The 18961-nt window shown below is 64.1% G+C and carries 19 protein-coding genes; 10 read left to right on the top strand and 9 right to left on the bottom strand.

Annotated features, from left to right (window positions below; translation table 11 throughout):
• Positions 1–151: 151 nt before the first annotated feature.
• On the bottom strand, positions 152–637 hold the full coding sequence (locus NH396_RS08535) for a hypothetical protein (protein ID WP_253062968.1): 486 nt from the start codon (positions 635–637) through the stop codon (positions 152–154).
• Between the two features lie 258 nt (positions 638–895).
• Here NH396_RS08535 and NH396_RS08530 point away from each other — a divergent pair, with 258 nt between their 5' ends.
• Both NH396_RS08530 and NH396_RS08525 read left to right on the top strand, forming a co-directional pair.
• Positions 896–1732 carry a hypothetical protein gene (locus tag NH396_RS08530; protein WP_253062966.1) on the top strand — a complete coding sequence of 279 codons (837 nt, stop codon included), beginning with the start codon at positions 896–898 and terminating at the stop codon, positions 1730–1732.
• Positions 1733–2067: 335 nt separating this feature from the next.
• On the top strand, positions 2068–2421 hold the full coding sequence (locus tag NH396_RS08525) for a hypothetical protein (protein WP_166019712.1): 354 nt from the start codon (positions 2068–2070) through the stop codon (positions 2419–2421).
• Positions 2422–2586: 165 nt separating this feature from the next.
• Here NH396_RS08525 and coq7 read toward each other — a convergent pair whose 3' ends face one another.
• Positions 2587–3234 (bottom strand): 2-polyprenyl-3-methyl-6-methoxy-1,4-benzoquinone monooxygenase, encoded by a 648-nt coding sequence (gene coq7 / locus NH396_RS08520; RefSeq protein WP_043334772.1) that lies wholly within the window; start codon positions 3232–3234, stop codon positions 2587–2589.
• 259 nt (positions 3235–3493) lie between these two features.
• Complete coding sequence (locus NH396_RS08515; RefSeq protein WP_043334727.1) at positions 3494–3835, bottom strand: histidine triad nucleotide-binding protein; 342 nt, start codon at positions 3833–3835, stop codon at positions 3494–3496.
• A 221-nt stretch (positions 3836–4056) separates the two neighbouring features.
• Here NH396_RS08515 and NH396_RS08510 point away from each other — a divergent pair, with 221 nt between their 5' ends.
• Positions 4057–4887, top strand: coding sequence for an RIO1 family regulatory kinase/ATPase (locus tag NH396_RS08510; protein ID WP_253062964.1), 831 nt, complete (start codon positions 4057–4059; stop codon positions 4885–4887).
• 34 nt (positions 4888–4921) lie between these two features.
• Here the strand turns inward: NH396_RS08510 and NH396_RS08505 are convergent, their stop codons facing one another.
• The 4 genes from NH396_RS08505 to phaR all read right to left on the bottom strand — a co-directional run bounded on the left by NH396_RS08505 (position 4922) and on the right by phaR (position 8484).
• Positions 4922–5794: a phosphoribulokinase gene (locus NH396_RS08505; protein ID WP_043334728.1), complete on the bottom strand. Its 873-nt coding sequence runs from the start codon at positions 5792–5794 to the stop codon at positions 4922–4924.
• On the bottom strand, positions 5794–6249 hold the full coding sequence (locus NH396_RS08500; protein WP_176676054.1) for an acyl-CoA thioesterase: 456 nt from the start codon (positions 6247–6249) through the stop codon (positions 5794–5796). Before NH396_RS08500 ends, NH396_RS08505 begins: the two co-directional genes overlap by 1 nt.
• 259 nt (positions 6250–6508) lie before the next feature.
• Positions 6509–7801 carry a phosphoribosylamine--glycine ligase gene (gene purD, locus NH396_RS08495; protein WP_043334731.1) on the bottom strand — a complete coding sequence of 431 codons (1293 nt, stop codon included), beginning with the start codon at positions 7799–7801 and terminating at the stop codon, positions 6509–6511.
• Between the two features lie 164 nt (positions 7802–7965).
• Positions 7966–8484 carry a polyhydroxyalkanoate synthesis repressor PhaR gene (gene phaR / locus NH396_RS08490; RefSeq protein WP_253062962.1) on the bottom strand — a complete coding sequence of 173 codons (519 nt, stop codon included), beginning with the start codon at positions 8482–8484 and terminating at the stop codon, positions 7966–7968.
• Positions 8485–8681: 197 nt separating this feature from the next.
• Between phaR and NH396_RS08485 the strand changes: the two genes are divergently transcribed.
• Positions 8682–9407 carry a 16S rRNA (uracil(1498)-N(3))-methyltransferase gene (locus NH396_RS08485; protein ID WP_253062952.1) on the top strand — a complete coding sequence of 242 codons (726 nt, stop codon included), beginning with the start codon at positions 8682–8684 and terminating at the stop codon, positions 9405–9407.
• Positions 9408–9481: 74 nt separating this feature from the next.
• Here NH396_RS08485 and NH396_RS08480 read toward each other — a convergent pair whose 3' ends face one another.
• Positions 9482–11188 (bottom strand): deoxyribodipyrimidine photo-lyase, encoded by a 1707-nt coding sequence (locus NH396_RS08480; RefSeq protein WP_253062950.1) that lies wholly within the window; start codon positions 11186–11188, stop codon positions 9482–9484.
• A 715-nt stretch (positions 11189–11903) separates the two neighbouring features.
• On the opposite strand from NH396_RS08480, the gene NH396_RS08475 reads away from it, so the two are divergent.
• The 6 genes from NH396_RS08475 to NH396_RS08450 are packed head-to-tail and all read left to right on the top strand — an operon-like array spanning position 11904 to position 17773.
• Positions 11904–14696 (top strand): monovalent cation/H+ antiporter subunit A, encoded by a 2793-nt coding sequence (locus tag NH396_RS08475; RefSeq protein WP_253062948.1) that lies wholly within the window; start codon positions 11904–11906, stop codon positions 14694–14696.
• Positions 14696–15052 carry a Na+/H+ antiporter subunit C gene (locus NH396_RS08470; protein ID WP_166019703.1) on the top strand — a complete coding sequence of 119 codons (357 nt, stop codon included), beginning with the start codon at positions 14696–14698 and terminating at the stop codon, positions 15050–15052. Before NH396_RS08475 ends, NH396_RS08470 begins: the two co-directional genes overlap by 1 nt.
• Positions 15052–16593: a monovalent cation/H+ antiporter subunit D gene (locus NH396_RS08465; protein WP_253062946.1), complete on the top strand. Its 1542-nt coding sequence runs from the start codon at positions 15052–15054 to the stop codon at positions 16591–16593. The genes NH396_RS08470 and NH396_RS08465 overlap by 1 nt, the downstream gene beginning before the upstream one ends.
• Positions 16590–17090, top strand: a complete 501-nt coding sequence (locus NH396_RS08460) for a Na+/H+ antiporter subunit E (protein WP_176676047.1) — start codon at positions 16590–16592, stop codon at positions 17088–17090. The genes NH396_RS08465 and NH396_RS08460 overlap by 4 nt, the downstream gene beginning before the upstream one ends.
• Positions 17084–17353: a K+/H+ antiporter subunit F gene (locus NH396_RS08455; RefSeq protein WP_043334744.1), complete on the top strand. Its 270-nt coding sequence runs from the start codon at positions 17084–17086 to the stop codon at positions 17351–17353. Before NH396_RS08460 ends, NH396_RS08455 begins: the two co-directional genes overlap by 7 nt.
• An 18-nt stretch (positions 17354–17371) precedes the next feature.
• The gene (locus NH396_RS08450) at positions 17372–17773 is read left to right on the top strand and encodes a Na+/H+ antiporter subunit G (RefSeq protein ID WP_253062944.1); all 402 of its coding nucleotides are present in this window, start codon (positions 17372–17374) and stop codon (positions 17771–17773) included.
• Positions 17774–17964: 191 nt separating this feature from the next.
• Here the strand turns inward: NH396_RS08450 and hemH are convergent, their stop codons facing one another.
• Entirely contained in the window at positions 17965–18954 is a 990-nt protein-coding gene (gene hemH / locus NH396_RS08445) for a ferrochelatase (protein ID WP_253062942.1), read from the bottom strand.
• Positions 18955–18961: the final 7 nt, after the last annotated feature.

The raw sequence follows: 18961 nt of genomic DNA, 5'->3' as shown, positions 1-18961 counted from the left end.
CGATTCTCGGGCTCCTGACGCAAGCGGTGTTCTACCGGTGGCGCAATGGACAATGGCATTAGCATACCGTTCCTCAGGGCCGCCAGGCACCCTCGGCACCCTATCACGGCCTGCGCTGGCACTGCCTGGCCTGGCCCCTGCCTGCCGCGTCCTACTGACGCTCGGCCTCGGCATTGCCGCCGTCAGTCACGAGCGGCGTGTCGTCCGTCTCGGACAAGGGCGCGAACAAGGAACCGCTGCCAGCGCGACGCATGGCATCGAGATTGACGCCGCGCACCTCACGCAGACTGCCATCCGAGGCACGCACGGTGAATCTGGCCATCTGGCCCTGCGGCCCGAGCATCTCGACCTCATAGATCAGCTCGCCATGCGTCTCTTCGAGCTCCACCTCGACTACCTGCCCCAGCCAGTCACGCTCGAGGCTATCGAGCAGCTCGGACAACGAGATGACATGTCCGGCGGCGACTTCATCGTGCAGGCTGCGCCAGCGCTCGCTGTCACACAGCGCATGCGGCGGCAGTGCCAGCGCACCGACCAGCAGGCTCCCGAGCCCGAGGCACAGCCAGACATAGCATTGCCGCCATTGACTGCCACGCGCTGCAAGGGCGTCTGGCTGAGCCTTGTGGGGAGTCTGCATGAAGGGGAACCTCGTGAATGCCGGTGGGGCTGGTGTGCGCCCAAGGCGGGCGCTTGCGCGTGGCGCTCAATCTAGCAACGGAATGTGCAATCAAACCTGCGTTGGAACAACGCGGACCAACGCGATAGCAACCACTGCCCCTGTGATGCAGAGACTGACAGGAGGCAATGAACCTCAGATGAATTCACGTCTCAGCGTCGCGCAAGGTCGCCTGGCCCACAGTGAACGCCATGCCCAGCCATCCTTGAGGAGGGTGTCATGTCCCCATCAGCCGCGTCCCGTATTGCTCCCGTTCGTGAATCAGACTCCGCATCCCGGCAGCCGCCATCCTCGGCCACAGGCACCGCCCCGTCACGCTTCTGGCTCGCCAGCCGCGCAGTCCAGCACTGGCGACACGGCCTGGGCGTCAGCGCACTCGGCCTGATGCTGGGTTCGGCTCCCGCCTATGCCAACGGCATCGAGGACCTGCCGGTGCGCCATCAGCTGTCGGCGGCAGAACTCTCGACCGCAGGGCTCTCTGCAAATGGGCCCTCGACCAGCGATCACTCAGATGACGGCAAGGCGCACGCCACGCCCGGCGATGATGCGGAGGATAGCGCGCTGGACACGGCCGCCACCCGCGCAGCCGGTAAGCCTGCGACGGATATCTCTGACGCCGCAACTACTCAAGGGCTCGCGCCAGAGCTGCTCATGCAGATGATGATCCACGCCAGTCGCAAGGGCATGATGGAATTCAGCACGATGGATATCCGCGACGATCATGTTCAGTTCACGGGCTGGGGGCATAATGGATGGCAGATGGAACTGGCCATCAATCTCGCCGATGGAGAATTCATCAGCGAAGCGCTGCGCCAGAGTGATTCGGTGCCCGGCGACAAGGCCATCGATGGCGACAGCATGCGCCAGACCTTGAATTTTGCTGCTGTCGACGGCATCAAGAGTGTACGGAGCGTCGAAGTCGCTGCGCACGCCATCCAGATTCACGGGCGCGATGCGCAAGGCAGGCCGCAACGGATGACACTGAACATGCCGCTGCCGGGCAACGCTTTCAACCTCGCCGCCAGCGTGTCCATGAATCCGGATTATCGGCCGTGAACTGCTCGACCCGATTGACCAGCCGCCGTGCCTTGAAGTGGTTCAAGGGTTGAACCGACTCCCAGCGCTGGATCAACGCCGAAGCCGCTTGACGGCAACGATGCCAACTTCGATGCTGAACGAGTCAACCGGCCGCCCGATGCCATCAAACGCCTCATGCAAAAGTGCGTCGCATCGAGTCCCATTTCCCCATCCCCCGGCCCAGAGCACGAATGACAATTGCGCCGGGAGGGCAATACCCCTGTTTCCTGACCCGATATCCCCGACCACCCACTTTTACCTATCGGGTCATCCTCGCCCGGCCTGACGGCCCGGCTCTATCGTGGAGAAGACACATGCAAGGCCAACAGCACAACACACTGTGGAATCAGGCTCGCCAATGGCAGGCCAATGCAGGCAACCAACGCCCCTCCAATGGCCTGTCCGGCCTCAAGCTGGTCGCCGCCTGGCTGATCGGTGGTGTGGTCATGATCTTCAGCCTGTTCGCAGCGCTGGTGATGATGGTACTCGGCATCATCATGCTGCCCTTCATCCGCCGTCGCATGAAAAAGCGCATGAGCGAGATGCAACAGCGCATGCAGGAGGCTCAGGACAAGGCCAATGGCCGCCAGAACTACTCGCGTGATGCCACGCGTGAAGACGGCAGCAGCACCGAGACGCTGGACGGTGAATACCAGGTCAAGGAATAAGCCCTGACGCCAGAGACCGCTGAACGTCTCGCACTGGCCGTCTCGCCATGATTGTCTCGAATTGATCATCACGACGTTCGCCAAGAACACAAAGGCCGCCCCATGGGGCGGCCTTTTGCGTTGCAGCGTCCTGAAGCTGCCAAGGCAGACTCAGGCATCTGATCATCACACCCGATAGACGCTGGCCGTCATCACCTTGGACATCAGGCGCATGGCGCTCTTCAGCGGCCCCGGGAAGCGATGGCCACCGGCTTCCAGCGCCCACTGCTCATGATGGGCTTCGTCGATTTCCATCTGGCGCAATACGGCGCGTGAGCGCTGATCGCCCTCGGGCAGCGTCTGTTGGTGCTTCGACAGGTGCTCGCCGACCAGCTCTTCGGTCGCGGCCACGAACCCGAGGCTGACCTTGTCGTTGATGGCACCCGCTGCTGCCCCGAGGGCGAAGCTCGTCATGTAGAACAACGGATTGAGCAGGCTGGTATTGGCATCCAGCTCGACGAGTCGTGCATCGCACCAGGCCAGGTGGTCGATCTCTTCCTGGGCGGCCAGCTCCATCTGTGTGCGCGTTTCGGGCAGACGCGCCGTGAACCCCTGCCCCTGATAGAGCGCCTGGGCACACACCTCGCCGGTGTGATTGATGCGCATCAGGCCAGCGGCGTGCTGGCGCTCTTCATCGCTGATCGCTTCGTCATGGATGTCGCCCGCCGGAGAAGGGCGCGACGGCTGGGCGGCATGTGGTACCAGGGTACGCAGTACGGTGTCGAACTGATGGATCAACTGATCGGCGCGGCTGTGATGACGTTGCGCCGAAATGGCATCGGAATGCGGCATGGGAAGACTCCTGCACGGCGTGAGCAATGAGGCCATCTTACGCAAGCCAGCCCGCGACGGTAAGGGGCAGAGTGTCGCCGGGCGAGGCCTGCCCGGCCCTCTTGCGCTGTACCCTCCCCAACGAAAACCGGCAACGCCGTTTTCACGACATTGCCGGTATGCGCCTGTGTGCCGCGCGCTTGTTATCGCTAGCCGCTACCTGCCCGCGAACCGCCGGTACAGGCGCCTGCTCTATGCCGGCTCAGCCAGCCGGCCATGTGAAGCGGCGACCACCCATCAGGTGCATATGAATATGATAGACCGTCTGGCCGCCATCTTCATTGCAGTTCATCACCACGCGATAACCGCCCTCGGCAAAACCGTAGTCCTTCGCCAGTCTGGCGGCGGTGTACTGCAGGCGCCCTACCGTGGCCAGCTGATGCTCCTCGATATCGTTGAGCGTGGCGATGTGCTGCTTGGGGATGATCAACACATGGGTCGGGGCCTGCGGATTGATGTCATTGAAGGCCAGCACCTCATCATCTTCATAGACGATATCGGCGGGAATCTCGCGGTTGATGATCTTGCAGAACAGACAGTCCATGACACCTTCTCCCTTGAAGTGGGGCTGCCCACGGCAGCGTGGCCTGCCAGCGTAGCGCCAGCCGGGCAACAGGCCAAGGGCAGAGACAGGAATATGCGGGCCAGCTTGCGGACAGGACAATGTCGCCTTCAAGGAAACAGACTGATTCACCGCTGCCAGTGGGCGAATGAGGGAAACAGTAGGATAATTATTGTTATCCCGCTAACGAGAAGTCGCCCGTCATGTCCGTGTTCACTCGCCAAGATTCTTCCCTGCGCAAGGCCAACCACGAACTGGAGGCCGGCCTTGGCGCTCAGGGCGAGACACGACCGGCCACTGTCGGCGCCCCCGCCACTGAACGCGCAGCCCCCACGCGCGCCGAGAAGGCGCGGGCGGCGCTGCGTGCCGCGCCCAGGGTCACGCGTGTTGACGGCGAGCAGGCCCCGGGCGAGTTCCTGCAGCGTGCCAAGGGCTTTCTCAAGGCCGAGGTCTATATCACGCACCTCAATGGCCGGCCGGTGGTCTGCAAGGATTATCGCCGCTATGCCGGCACGCCGGCGGCATTGGTGGCACGCTGGCTGGTACGCCACGAACTGAAGATGCTAGAGCGTCTGGGCGACTGGGCACACGCCCCTCGCGCCGTGGCACGCCTGTCACCGCTGTCGCTGGCGATGGAGTACATCCCCGGTCCGCTGCTGAGTGATGCCGCCCTGGATGACGTGACGGATGCCCGCCTCAGTCAGCAGCTGATTCTCATCGTGCAGCAACTCCATCAGCGCCAGATGGCCCACAACGACATCCGTGGCTCCAACGTCGTGCTGCGCGATGGCGTGCCGGTCCTGATCGACTTCACCTCTGCCGTGCGCCTGCCACACCTGCCGGGCACAGCCAGCCTCGCGCGCATGATGCGCCGCTTCGATCTGCGTCACTCGCTGAAGCTCAAGCAACGCACCTTCGGCCTGCCGCTGAGCACCCGCGAGGCACGCCTGCTGATCCGCAGCGGCCGCCTGAATCGCACCCTGCGCATCTGGAAGAAAGGCATCCTGCCACGCCTCAAGGGCCGCAGGCACTGAGCCACCCCGAGCCCAGCCCCCTTCATGTCTCCCGCTAGCGGAACCGCCGCTGTGCCAGCAGGCTCTTGACCAATGGTGTGATGATCAATTCGATGGCCAGTGCCATCAACGCGCCGGGTACCACCAGCGTATGCGGGCGCGACATGAACGAGCCCTGGATCATCGCGAGCAGGAACGGGAAGTCGACACTGCCGGGATCACGGAAGTGGATCACGACCATCGACTCGGCGTCCGTCGGGATATCCTGCGGCTCGAAGGGGTTGGAAGTATCCACCGTCGGCACGCGCTGGAAGTTGATGTGCGTGCGTGAGAACTGCGGCTGGATGTAGCGCACGTAGTCATCCATGCGGCTCAGGATGGTGTCTACCACCGCTTCCTGGGAATGTCCGCGCAGCTTGGTGTCGCGATCGATCTTCTGGATCCACTCCAGATTCATGGTCGGTGCCACCCCGATCAGCAGATCGACATGACGCGCGATGTCATGCTCCGGCGTCACCAGCCCACCATGCAGCCCCTCGTAGAACAGCAGGTCCGTACAATCCGGCAGCGACTGCCATTCGGTGAAGGTGCCGACCTTGTAGCCGGCCTCGATCATGCGCTTGTCTTCGGCATGGATGTAATGACGATGCGTGCCGGAGCCCTGCTCGCCATATTCGACGAACAGCGCTTCCAGACGATCCAGCTGGTTGGCCTCGACCGCGAAGTGGGACAGCTCGCGCTTGCGCTCCGGCGCCTCCTGAAACATGCGCACCAGCTCGTCACGGGTATAACGGTGAAAGGCATCCCCGTCCACGTAGGCGGCATGAATCGCCTCACGCGAGAACATGCGCTCGAAGGTTCGCATGACAGTGGTGGTGCCCGCGCCGGAAGACCCCGTCACGGCGATGATCGGATATTCCCGCGACATCAGTTGGCTTCTCGGGACGACATGGCAGAGACGGCCTGCTCGATGGCGGCACTGGCGCGCGCGCTCGGTTCCGCCAGCCCCTGCTCGCCAGCGAACACCAGCCCGACGCGCAGCGTCGCCAGTACCGCGTCATCGCTGACACGCAGCAGACGGTGATGGACACCAAGCCCCTTGCCGGACACGCTGTCGATGGCCGTTTCCACCACGAGGGCGTCACCCAGCCGACCCTCGCCCTGATACTGCACGGCGAGATCCGCGACGATGCTCATCAGCCCATCGATGTTCCATTCGGGGAAGCCCAGCGCCTGCCAGGCTTGGCCCCGCGCCTCGTGCGCCAGGCTGACCACGCTGTCGTGGCCCAGGTGCTGGCCATAGTTGATGTCGCTGACCCGAATCGTCATCGGGTGGCGATGTAACAGGCGGGAAACCGGAAATTCAAGCCGGATGCGGTCCATGCAGACTCCTTGTCGGCGAGACAGGAAAAAGGTTCGGGGCGGACGGCGACGCCATCTTTCGACGCCGGTCAGCCTCAAGAAGGAATAGAGGATGACTAGGGTTATCGCATGCCCGGCACCGCCATGACCAGACCCCGACACGATGGTCGTAGGCGCTCAGGGCGTCGAGAGTCACCCCAACGACAAGACCCGGCCTGAGGCCGGGTCTTGTCGTGAAGCAGGCATGCCGCGGGGTGATGGCGCGTACGAGTCAGCGCTTTCAGCTATCGCCGCGCTCGCGAGCGATGGCACGCCAGGCGATGTCGCGACGCACCAGCATGTCCTGCCAACTGATGGCATCGACGCCTTCATAGGCACGCTCGGTGGCCGCCGCGACGCTGTCGCCCAGTGCGGTGACGCACAGCACGCGACCGCCGCTGGTGACGACCTGGCCGTCCTGCTCGGCGGTGCCGGCATGGAAGACCTTGCAACCGGTCGCTTCGGCAGCATCGAAGCCGCTGATGACATCGCCCTTGCGGTAGCTGGCCGGATAGCCGCCAGCTGCCAGCACCACGCCGACCGCCGCGCGGGAATCCCACTCGCAGGTCTGGGTGTCGAGACGCCCGTCTTCGGCAGCCAGACACAGCGCGACCAGATCGGACTTCAGACGCACCATGATCGGCTGGGTTTCCGGGTCACCGAAACGGCAGTTGTATTCGATGATCTTCGGCGCGCCCTGGGCATCGATCATCAGACCGGCATACAGGAAGCCGGTATAGGGGTGGCCTTCGGCTGCCATGCCACGCACGGTAGGCAGGATGATCTCATCCATCACGCGCTGGTGAACGTCAGCCGTCACCACCGGAGCCGGAGAGTAGGCCCCCATGCCGCCGGTGTTGGGGCCGGTATCGCCTTCGCCGACGCGCTTGTGATCCTGACTGGTGGCCATCGGCAGCACGTTCTCGCCGTCGACCATCACGATGAAGCTGGCTTCCTCGCCGTCGAGGAATTCCTCGATCACCACGCGTGCGCCGGCATCGCCGAAGGCGTTGTCCTCGAGCATGTCACGCACGGCGGCGCGAGCTTCCTCGTCGCTCATCGCGACCACGACCCCCTTGCCCGCCGCCAGGCCATCGGCCTTGATGACGATGGGTGCCGGATGTGCCGCCAGGTACTCAAGCGCCGCATCGACCTCCGCGAAGGTCGCGTAGTCGCCGGTCGGGATGGCATGACGCGCCAGGAAGTCCTTGGTGAAGGCCTTGGAGCCTTCCAGCTGGGCGGCACCGGCCGTCGGGCCGAAGCACTTGAGACCCGCTTCGCGGAAGCGATCGACCACGCCGATCACCAGCGGCGCTTCCGGGCCGACGATGGTCAGCTCGATGGCATTGTCACGCGCGAAGGCGACCAGCGCATCGAGATCGTCAGCGGCAATCGCCAGATTGGTCAGCTTGGACTCGCGCGCCGTCCCCGCATTGCCGGGCGCCACGAAGACCTCCTCGACACGGGATGACTGGGCGGCCTTCCAGGCCAGCGCATGTTCGCGGCCACCGCCGCCGATGATCAGGACCTTCATCTTTTCAACCTTCATGAGCCAGTGAGGATCAGGGCGACCCGCAGGGCGCGAGCTACCGAGGAAATATCAGGCTGCGCATTATGGCAGAAAGGGGCCCTGCTCGGGGCGCCCATTTCACATCACGATGAATTCATGTGAAAGCTGGATCTGACACGATGTCACACTCAGCGCCGCTCATCGTCCGGCGGTGTATCCGACTCATCAGGCGCCACATCCGCATCGCTCGGCCGTGAGCGTGAGGCGCTCTTGCCAGCGCCCATGCCGCCGCCCATGGCCTGCTGCCAGAAGCGCAGATTCTCCTCGGCGACCTCGCGCATCATCTCCATCGGCGAGTGACGCATGGCCTGGGACCACTGCTCCTGCATGCGCTGCTGCTGTTCCATCATCAGACGCGTGCCCTGCTCCAGATAACCGGCCAGCGGCAACGGCTTGGCCATCGCGTAGATGCGGATGAACTGCTCCAGCAGCTCGTTGGAGAAGACCTCGGCTTCGCCCTCGCCCTGCTCCTGCTCGATGATGATGGTCAGCAGGATGGTGCGCGTGAGGTCCTCACCGCTCTTGGCGTCCTCGACCTTGAAGACTTCTTCCGCCAGCACCAGGCTGCGCAGGTCTTCCAGGGTGACGTAGCGGCTCTGCTCGGTATCGTATAGGCGCCGATTGGCATATTTGCGGATCACTCGCACGTGTCAGGCTCCTGTCGATTTTTCTTCATTGTGCACTCAAGGGGGGGGACTGCAAGAAAAGGCGTCTCCACGCGTCAGCCATTGACGCCATGACAACGCTGTCCTCGTCGGGTCAGCAGACACGACATGCTAGAATAACGCCCGCTTGCCGCTGTCTGTAAGCGATGCATCCCGCCCTTCACTGCCCCGGTATTGCCATGAATCTGATTTTGCTCGGCGCTGACGACCTGACCGCTCAGGACCATGCACGTGTCACGGACCCACGCCGCCTGCGCCATCTGCGCGAGGTACACCGCGCCGCTGTCGGCGACGAGATGACGCTCGGCGTGGAGGGAGGGCTGATCGGTCGGGGCCGCCTGGAGCGGCTGGACGCGGACAGCGCCGAATTCAGCCTGACGCTGGACCGTCAGCCGCCGGCGCCACTCGACGTGCATCTGCTGCTGGCGCTGCCGCGCCCGCGCATGCTGGCACGCTCGCTGGAACACGTCACGGCATTGGGGGTGAAGCACATCACCCTGCTGCATACGCGGCGGGTCGAGAAGAGTTATTGGCAATCGCCGGAGCTCAAGGAAGGCAAGATTCGCCAGCATCTGGTGCTGGGACTGGAGCAGGCGCGTGACACCATCATGCCCACGGTGACCCACGAGAAACGGTTCAAACCCTTCGTGGAAGACCGCCTGCCGGCACTGATGATGCCATCATCAGGCACGACTCCGCGTGGCATCATCGCCCATCCGGGCATGCCGGATGAGTGCCCACGCGCCGTAGGCGAGCCGGTGGTTCTGGCCATCGGCCCGGAAGGCGGCTTCGTGGACTATGAGGTCGAGAAATTCATGGCGGCAGGCTTTGAAGGGGTGCATCTGGGCGAGCGCATCCTGCGCGTCGAGACAGCCGTGACGGCGCTATTGGCGCGCCTGGGCTGAAGAGCGACAGGTTGTAAAGAAGATCCGCCCGGGCCTGGCTCTGCTCGCACGACTCGCGCGATATCGACACCTCCTTACACATCGAAGCCCGCCAGATGCCGCCATTCTCCCCAATGGGTGGCGGCGTCGTAATCGAGCAGACAACGCTCGAACCAGCGCGCACCCAACCGCCAGTCGCCGCCGCCGTCCAGCCAGACGCCGGCCAGATACTTGCGCTCTGACCACGGCAACCAGCCTTCGCGTACCAGCACCTGCATGGCCTTGTCGGCCCGGGCATCGCCGGTTCGCCCTTCGCTCCAGCGCGCAAAGGCGGCGTCATTTGCGGCATCTTCCCGCAACGCAGCGCCATACCAGGCCGCGCGAGCCTCCTCATTCTTGTCACGCAGCATGCGCTGCCAGCATTCACGCTGCAGCACGATAGCCAGTAGCTGCCGATTGATCGCCTCATCACCCGCCTCGCGGCGGCGGGCATCCAGCACCTGCAGGATGCGGCGCGGACTGATGCAGCCCAGCGCCAGCCAGGCTGCCAGTGGCCATGCATCCGCCGGGCGCGCCATCAATTGCATAGCGTCCAGCGTCTTCCCCGCCTCCCGCTGGGGTGCCAGCCCCACCGGCACACCAGGGCCTTCGCCATCGACAGAGTGCGATCGCTGATAGGACGCCCCTTCGATCGAGTCCTCATCGCCGTTGCCGGCATCTCCCTTCGCCCAGGCCTTGCCCCATAGCAAGGTCGACAGGTATGCGCGGGCGGGCTCCTCGCCGCCCTGCAGCTCCGCAAGCCTGGCAGTCGCCGGCTGCCAGGCTTGCGCCGAGCCACAGATGGCATCCAGCGGCGGAAAGCCACGCGAGGCAGAATCGGGCCACGGCGGCAGGGAATAGGGCAGTCCCTGCAAGGGTGACTGCGCTTCGCACAGGGCGCGCCACTGCTCATCGTTCAGCCCTGTCGGCAAAGCCTCGTGTTGAGACAGAGCCTCGCGCTGAGGGCGTGCCTGCAAGGTGCCGGGCGTCGGCGTCAACACAGCACAAGGCGGCAGCATCAGGTCGGCCACGCCAGCGTCATCGCCACCACTGGCGCGCAGCACCTGCGAGGCAAGCGCGGCGCAGGTCGCCAGGGCGTCATGATCGCCTGAAGCGCCTGTATCAGCAGAGGCTGTGCCAGCAAAACCTGTGTCAGCAGAGGCAGTGTCACGCAGAGTGAGATCACTGGAGGGAGCCGCACGCTCGTCTGCGACGCAGGACGCCTCATGCGCCACACGCAGGCGAGCCGTCTCTTCGCGGGGGAATCTGCCCGGCAGCAGGCGATCAAGCAACGGGCCATCCAGCAGCTGGCTGTCGAAGGCGATCTGGTCAGGGGGATGACAGTGGAGCCGGGTCGAGGCCGGCAGACGCCGTGAGAGCTGCTGCAGGGCGCGGCTGTCTTCCGGCGCGGCGGCGCGGCTGACTTCCAGGCACTGGACATCATGCTGGGCGACCTGCGTCAGTACTTCCTCGACGGGGTCCCCGACGCGCACCAGCAGGTCACTGCCGCGGCGCAGCAGCATGCCACGCAGGTTCATCAGGCTCTGCCACAACAGGCGCAGACGCGCGGGCCCCAAGCGCGGCAAGCCGTCGCTCGGCGTCAGCCAGCGACGGTCGAAGACATACATCACCAGCATCTGATGCGGGCGACGGGACAGGGGCAGCGCGAACAGCGGGTTGTCTTCCAGCCGCAGGTCGTGACGCAACCACACCAGAGAGGTTTCCGGTGCGTTGCCCGAATTCATGCTGGCGACCTCGTGCATGATGACTCCGTGGAACGTATGGCGTGCAATATTTGTACAAGAAAATCGACATCTTGTACAACACTTCACACGGTACATGTCGCGTTCCGGCGGGTCGGGCATGCGCTGGCGAGGGGTGCAAGTGCGTGATACATTCGAGAGGTTAGGTCACGTTCCATCAATGTTTTCAACAAGATCGCGCAAGTGTCTCCACTCGAACACACACTTGTCATCCAGGGGCTTCAGGAGGAATACGGCCATGCTCGCAAGACATGACATGACCGCACCAACCCGGCATATTCGCCGTCTGCCCGTCGCGGGCAGCCGGGGACGCGCTGCGGACCTCATCCCATCCTGGATGCTGGCACCCCGTGCCGTGCGACTCCCCTTCCTGACGGATCCGCCCCTTGCGACGGTAACGTCATGCCCGGAGCGATTGACGCGCTGAACCCGCGCCAGATCCTCCGTGCAGCCTGAGCCAGCCACTGCCAACCCTTGCTGCCGCGTGACGCATGTCGTGTCTCGCATGGCCCCATGAGAACGTCTTCCTGACAGAGTCTCGTGTGTCCGGCACTTCATCGCGGCAACCTGCAGTGCGCTCGCCTATTCTGTCGGCACCCAGTGGCCGAAACTCCGCCTCCCGATCTCGAAGCTGGCAGTCCGGCCCTGAGCCTGTGTCTGCGCTGCCCACGAATGACGGACTACGTACTACAACAACGACTGGAGCGAGTCTTCCATGACCCTGCTGTTGATCGTGCTATTGCCGTTACTCGGTGCCCTGGTGCCCTTGATGGCCAGAAATCTGCCCCGTGCACGCCTTGCCTGGCTGACCGCGGTGGCACCTGCCCTAGCACTCGGTATCGCCGTCTTCCACCTCGGAGACGTCTTCTCGGGCATGGTGCCCCAGTTCCATCTGCCCTGGATCGCGGAGCTGGGACTCAACCTGTCGCTGCGCTTCGATGGTCTGTCGGGGCTGTTCGTGCTGCTGATTCTCGGCATTGGCCTGCTGATCATCCTCTATTCCCGCTATTACCTGTCGGGCGAGGATTCGCTGGCACGCCTCTACAGCTTCCTGATGCTGTTCATGACCGCGATGCTCGGCATCGTGATGGCAGACAACCTGCTGCTGATGTGGGTGTTCTGGGAGCTGACCAGCCTGAGCTCCTTCCTGCTGATCGGTTACTGGTACCAGCTGAGCGAGGCGCGCAAGGGCGCCCGCATGGCCCTGACCGTCACCGGCGCCGGGGGTCTGGCACTGCTGGCAGGTATCCTGGTCATCGGGCATATCGTCGGCAGCTACCAGTTCGATGACGTGCTGGCCGCGGCGGACCAGATCCGCTCCCACGAGCTCTATCCGGTCGCGCTGGTACTGGTGCTGCTGGGCGCCTTCACCAAGTCGGCCCAGTTCCCGTTCCAGTTCTGGCTGCCCCACGCGATGTCGGCACCGACGCCGGTATCCGCCTTCCTGCACTCCGCCACCATGGTCAAGGCCGGTGTCTTCCTGCTGGCGCGCATGCACCCGGTGCTCGCGGGGACAGACCTGTGGTTCTACATCGTCAGTCTGACCGGTCTTGCCACCCTGCTGTATGGCGCCTGGTTCGCGCTGATGAAGCAGGACCTCAAGGGCGTGCTGGCCTTCTCGACCATCAGTCACCTGGGCCTGATCACGCTGCTGTTCGGCTTCAACAGCCAGATGGCCGCCGTCGCGGGCCTGCTGCACATCATCAACCACGCCACCTTCAAGGCCTCGCTGTTCATGGCCGCCGGCATCGTCGATCACGAGTGCGGCACGCGTGACATCCGCAAGCTCAACGGCCTGTATCGCTACATGCCGCATACCACGGTGCTGGCGATGGTCGCCTCGGCCTCGATGGCCGGTGTGCCGCTGCTCAACGGCTTCCTGTCCAAGGAGATGTTCTTCGCCGAGAGCCTCGATGCCCAGCTGCTGGGCGGCCTGTCGTGGCTGATTCCGGCGCTGGCGACCCTCGGTGGCATCCTGTCGGTGGCCTACTCACTGCGCTTCATCCACGACGTCTTCTTCAATGGCGAGCCGAAGGATCTGCCCAAGACCCCGCATGAGCCGCCGCGCTACATGAAGCTGCCCATCGAGGTGCTGGTGCTGATCTGTCTGCTGGTCGGTATTCTGCCGTCGCTGGTGATCAAGGACCTGCTGGTCAGTGCCTCCGCCAGCGTGCTGGCCGGGCCGGTACCGGACTTCAGTCTCGCCATCTGGCACGGCTTCAATCTGCCGCTGCTGATGAGCGGTATCGCGCTGGCGGGCGGCGTCGCCGTCTATGCCCTGCGCCACCACCTCTATTCCTTCCAGCGCCAGTTCCGCGCCCGCAATGCCCTGCTGGTGTTCGAGGCCAACGTGCAACGCCTCGTCAAGCTTTCCGAGCGCAGCATGGACAGCTTCGAGAATGGCTCGCTGCAGCGCTACATGCTGTGGCTGCTGCTGACCGCGCTGCTGTTCGTCGGCATCGGCCTGCTGGCCGTGCCGCAACTGAGCGGGGAGCTTGAGCAGCAACCCTTCGATGGCATGCTGCTGACCGGCGCCATCATCACCGGTCTGGCCGGTCTCGGCACCGCGATCACCCACCGCAAGCGGCTGATCTCGTTGCTGATGCTGTCCGTGGTCGGCCTGATGACCTCGCTGGCCTTCGCGCGCTTCGCCGCGCCGGACCTGGCACTGACTCAGCTGGCGGTCGAGGTGGTGACGATGATCCTGCTGATGCTGGCGCTGTTCTTCCTGCCCCAGCGCACGCCAAAGGAATCCAGTGCACGCCGCATCATGCGCGACGTGCTGCTGGCGAGTGCCTTCGGCGTGGTGGTGGCAAGCCTCAACTTCGCCATCCTGACCCGCCCGGTGGAGTCGATCTCCGACTTCTTCATGGCCAATGCGGTCTCCGGTGGCGGTGGCCATAACGTGGTCAACGTGATTCTGGTCGACTTCCGTGGCTTCGATACGCTGGGTGAAATCACCGTTCTCGGTATTGCGGGTCTGGCGATCTTCAAGCTGCTCAACCGCCTGCGCCTGTTCATGCCGTCCAGTGACCTGGATGGCCGTGGCTGGTCGCCGGATCGCCATCCGATGATCCTGGCCACCGTATCCCAGACGCTGCTGCCGCTGGCACTGCTGGTCTCGGTCTACATCTTCCTGCGTGGCCACAACGCGCCGGGCGGCGGCTTCATCGCCGGTCTGGTGACGGCAGTCGCCATCATCCTGCTCTACATCGCGCGTGGTGTGGACTGGACGCAGCGCTGGCTGCGCTTCCCCTATCAGCCCGTCGCGGCGGCCGGGGTGTTGATCGCCGGCCTGACCGGTGCCGGCAGCTGGGTGTTCGGCTATCCGTTCCTGACATCCTCCTTCGGCCACTTCACCCTGCCCGTGATCGGGGAAATCGAGCTGGCTACCGCGCTGCTGTTCGACCTCGGCGTCTACCTGACCGTAGTCGGCGCGACCCTGATGATTCTCGCCAATCTGGGCAAGCTGACGACTCCGCATCGCCCGACCAAGGAGAAGATGTGATGGAAGCCCTCTACGCCACTACCACCGGTCTACTGGCCGCCTGCGGTGTCTACCTCACCCTGCGCGGCCGCACCTTCCCCGTCGTGGTCGGTCTGACGCTGCTGTCCTACGCCGTCAACCTGTTCCTGTTCTCCATGGGCGGCCTGGCCATGCATGGCACACCAGCCGTGGTTGGCTCAGGCTCGCCCACGGCAGACCCCCTGCCCCAGGCGCTGGTGCTGACCGCCATCGTGATCGGCTTCGCCATGACGGCCTTCGTGGTCATTCTGGCGATGCGCGCGCGCGGCGATCTGGGCAGTGACCATGTCAACGGCAATCGCCTGGATGATTCGAAAGAGAAAGAGGACACCAAGTGATGCTGCAACACCTGATTGTCCTTCCGATTGTCCTGCCGCTGCTGGTGGGGGCGGGCCTGCTGCTGAGTCGTGCCACTTCACCAGCCCTGCGCCGCACGGTCAGCCTGGTGGCCCAGGCAATGATGGTGGCCATCGCCATCGCGCTGGTGGTGCAGGCCGGTGATGGCACCATCCGCTACTACGCACTGGGCGACTGGCAGCCGCCGTTCGGAATCGTGCTGGTGCTGGACCGCCTGTCGGCGACCATGGTGCTGCTCAGCTCGCTGCTGGGACTGCTGGCCTGTCTGTACGCCACGGCGGGCATCGATGAGACCGGCTCCAATTTCCATGGTCTGTTCCTGCTGCAGCTGATGGGCATCAACGGCGCCTTCCTGACCGGCGACCTGTTCAACCTGTTCGTGTTCTTCGAGGTGCTGTTGATCGCCTCCTACGCCCTGCTGCTGCATGGCGGCAGCAAGGCACGCACGCTGTCGGCACTGCACTATGTGGTACTGAACCTGATGGGCTCGGCGTTCTTCCTGATCGCGCTGGGTATCCTGTACGGCGTGACCGGCACCCTGAACATGGCCGATATGGCAGTCATCGTCACCACGCTGGACCCGGGCCGGGCCGGTCTGATGGAAGCCGGTGGCCTGCTGTTGCTGGTGGTGTTCGGCCTCAAGGCGGCAATGCTGCCGCTGTACTTCTGGCTGCCACGCGCCTATGCCGCGGCCTCGGCACCTGTGGCGGCGCTGTTCGCGATCATGACCAAGGTCGGCATCTACTCCATCCTGCGCGTCTACTCGCTGATCTTCACCGACAATGCTGGCCCACTGGCGGACCTCGGTCGTGACTGGCTGTGGTGGGCGGGGCTCGCCACCCTGGTGGTGGCGATGCTGGGCGTGCTCTCGGCGCGTGATCTGCGCACCCTGGTGGCCTATCTGGTGATGGTGTCGGTGGGCACGCTGCTGACGGCGCTGGGCATGAACACGATCGAGGCAGACAGCGCCCTGCTGTTCTACCTGATCCACTCGACGCTGGTCACCGGCGGGCTCTTCCTGCTGGTCGACGTGGTCGCCGCTCAGCGCGGCAAGGCCGGGGCACGCATCGTGCGCTCGCGCCCGCTGCTGCAGGCAGGCCTGCTGGGCGGCCTCTTCCTGATCGGCACCGCAGCCGCCGTCGGGCTGCCGCCGTTCTCGGGCGCCATCGGCAAGGCGCTGATTCTCGCCTCGGCGACGCCGGAGCAACAGATCTGGCTGTGGCCGCTGCTGCTGCTGGCCGGTCTGTGCTCGCTGGTCGCCTGCTCACGCGCTGGCTCCAGCGTGTTCTGGCGCACCAGCAAGGCCGAACCCAGCGGCGAGCGGGTCGGCGCGGCCCGCGGCATCGCCACTGGCGGGCTGATCTCGGCCGCGCTGATGCTGGTCATCTTCGCGGGGCCGCTGGCGAACTGGACCAAGGCCACCGCCGAGCAGCTGTCCAACCCGGCCCCCTATCTTGAATCCTTGCTCGGCAAGGACGCGGCACCCGAAACCGCACCGCCGTTGAAGGGAGATGTCTCATGATCAAGCCTCGTTCCCGTCTCTTGCCCACGCCGATGCTGTCGGTGCTGCTGCTGATTGTCTGGCTGATGCTGCAGAACAGCGTCGCGCCCGGTCAGATTCTGCTCGGGGCAGTGCTGGCCATCGCGATTCCCATCCTGACCTACCGCTTCTGGGAGCCGCAGCCCGACCTCCAGAAGCCCTGGCGGCTGATCAGCTATTTCCTGCGCGTGATCATGGACATCATCATCGCCAACCTGCAGGTGTCCTACCTGATCCTCAATCCGCGCGCCAAGTTCCGTCCAGCCTTCGTGCGCTATCCGCTGGAGCTTGAGGAGAAGTTCCCGATCACCGTGCTGTCGAGCACCATCACGCTGACGCCGGGCACGGTCTCGGCCTATCTGACGCTGGACGGTCGCCATCTGATCATCCACGCACTGGATGTCGAGGATGAGCAGGAGTTGATCGACGAGATCCGCCAGCGCTACGAGCGTCCGCTCAAGGAGATCTTCGAATGCTAGACATCGCCCTGTGGATCAGCATCGCGCTGTTCGCCGCCTCGCTGGTGCTCAACGTCTTCCGGCTCGCCATCGGGCCGGACCTGCCGGACCGCATTCTGGCGGTGGACACCATGTACGTGAACTCCATCGCCCTTATCGTGCTGTTCGGCATCCAGCTCAACAGCAAGTCCTACTTCGAGGCGGCGCTGTTGATCGCCATGCTCGGTTTCGTCAGCACCGTGGCAGTCTGCAAGTACCTGCTGCGCGGCGACATCATCGAATGACCTGAGCGGAGATTCCCCATGCCCACCTGGTTCTATCCTGTCCTCGAAGGCGTGATCGCCTTCTTCCTGGTTGCCGGCGGCCTGTTTGCCTTGATCGGCTCCCTGGGACTGACGCACCTGAAGGACTTCTACATGCGCCTGCACGGCCCCAGCAAGACCACCACGCTGGGGGTCGGCTGCGTGCTGATGGCGTCGATGATCTATTTCCGCGCCACCACCGGCCACTTCAGCTTCCAGGAAATGCTGGTGTCCATCTTCCTGTTCATCACCGCCCCCGTGACTGCTCATCTGCTATCCAAGGCGGCGCTGCACCAGAAGCTGGTGGCGGACAAGCGCACACGCAACGTGCCGGAGCGACTTGAAGTCGCCGAGGAGCCGGACGAGGTCAACGCCGAGGCCAGCGAATCCCGCCTGCCGTGATCGGCTCTCGGCTCTCGGCTCTCGGCTCTCGCCAGACAGGCTCTCACCCTCCTGACTCTGAGCCACGAGCGCTGATTCGCAGGAGCGGATTCACGAACAACAGACAAGCAACATGAAAACGCCCCACCAGTGATGACTGGTGGGGCGTTTTCATTTCTCAGGCTATGGAAGAAGTCTGACGGGCCTGCTGGTTACCAGCCCTGGGTATGCTGACGACACAGCGCCTCGAGCAGATCGATATGATCACTGCGATCATTGAGCGCCGGAATGTAGCGGAAGTCGCCACCACCGGATTCGGTGAAGTAGCCGCGGTTCTCTTCCTCCAGCTCTTCCAGCGTCTCGAGACAGTCAGCCGCGAAGGCCGGCGAGATGACATCGACGCTTTCCAGCCCTTCGCCACCCCACGCCTTGAGCGTTTCATCGGTGTACGGTTTGAGCCACTCGGCCTTGCCGAAACGTGACTGATAGGTCATCGCCCATTCATCGTCACCAAGCCCCAGCGCCTCGGCCAGCAACTGGCTGGTTCGCTCGCATTGCGTCGGGTAGGGGTCACCTGCGGTGGCATAGCGCTTGGGAATGCCGTGATAGCTCATCAGCAGGCGCTTGCCGCGCCGACCTTCCTTCTCCCAATGCTCCCGCACGCTGGCGGCCAGCGCCGCGATGTAATCCGGATGATCGTGATAGTCGCGCACGAAACGCAGCTCCGGCAGATGCGGGCACGGCTTGAGCGCACGCGCCAGGCGATCGAAGACCGCGGCGGTGGTCGTGCGCGAGAACTGCGGATAGAGCGGCAGGATCAGCATGCGGTCGGCACCGCGGCTGGCGAGCTTGCGCCCCACCTCTTCCATGGTCGGCTTGCCGTAGGTCATCGCCAGCTCGACGGGAATGTCCTCGCCCAGTGACTCGGCCAGGCGTGCTTCCAGCGCGGCGCGCTGACGCTTGCCGATCGCCATCAATGGCGAGCCGTCTTCCGTCCACACCGAGGCGTAGGCCTCGGCCACCTTCTTGGGACGCGTCGTCAACACCAGGCCATGCAGAATCGGCAGCCAGAGCAGACGCGGCAGGTCGATCACGCGCACATCACCGAGAAACTCCGCGAGGTAACGGCGCACCGCCTTGGGGGTCGGGGCATCGGGGGTGCCGAGATTGACCAGCATGACGCCAAAACGCGGGGTACTCATGGATGAT

The sequence above is a fragment of the Cobetia sp. Dlab-2-AX genome (genome assembly GCF_024124625.1).
GTDB lineage: Bacteria > Pseudomonadota > Gammaproteobacteria > Pseudomonadales > Halomonadaceae > Cobetia.
The sequence above is the reverse complement of the archived record's forward strand: the minus strand, read 5'-3'. Positions and strand labels throughout refer to the sequence as shown.